A 940-nucleotide genomic window follows, 5' to 3' on the forward strand; every position below is an offset into this window, starting at 1 on the left:
CGACTACCAACAACAGAATAAAGCAAATGCCCCAAGAGCTTTCAGCCATTGACAATGCAGGCAGCAACTTTTGCGTACATTCGGCAAAGGGCGGTGAAGGGCATCTGCTTTATTCAATGGACGTTGGCAACAAGCAAATGAGAACCGAACGACATATAAGATTAGGGCGACTAACGGCAATCATCTCCTTCTTGCTTGGGACTATTATTTTTGGCCTCTACTACCTTACTTCTTCATCGGACCTGTTATTCATTGGATATGGGTACATTTTAGTAGCCGGACTTGTAAATATTGTAGTGATAGCTTTGCTCTTGAATAGAGTGAGAAAGGATCAAATTAATAGAAAGGGCTTATTGAGAACATCTGGAATCATGCTGCTCAACATACCGGTCATGCTCCTTTACTGCTGGATAGCTTTTATTCTATTAAATACAATGAGGATCACCTTCACTAATCCCACACAAACTGAAGTATCGGATATAAAAGTCATGGGATGTTCAACTGGTTACATTGACAAGTTAAGAGCCGGGGAGAGCAGGAATGTTTGGGTGGACATATCAGGGGACTGTACTATTAGTATTTCCTATCATCTTGACGGTGAGCGAAAAGAAGAAATTGTAGTTGGTTATGTCACTAATAGTATGGGACAAAAAATTGAACATAGGATTGGTGAACCAGAAACTGCTCTTTTCTAAAATAATAAAAAAAGCCTGTTGCCAACAACAGAATAAAGCAAGCGCCCCAACAGCATTATTGCCATTGGCAGTGCTAAACTCGAAATTTTGCGTACTTTAACAACAGCCGGTGCCAGGGCGCCTGCTTTATTCAACGGACGTTGGCCTTAAGTCAATATTCGTTTCGCTTCTTAAGCAGCAGTAGCAGAAAAGATTAGCTACTGCGTTAGCGAAAGGTAAAAGGACAAGCCGCCAGCAGGAGGGCA

General features: G+C 41.9%; 1 protein-coding gene. It reads left to right on the forward strand.

Translation table 11 applies throughout. The features are described from left to right. Positions 1 to 695, forward strand: a 695-nt coding sequence (locus KWJ01_RS04005) for a hypothetical protein (protein WP_224995134.1), incomplete at its 5' end; no start/stop codon positions are given. Positions 696 to 940: the final 245 nt, after the last annotated feature.

This window comes from Cesiribacter sp. SM1 (assembly GCF_020178975.1).
Lineage (GTDB): Bacteria > Bacteroidota > Bacteroidia > Cytophagales > Cyclobacteriaceae > Cesiribacter.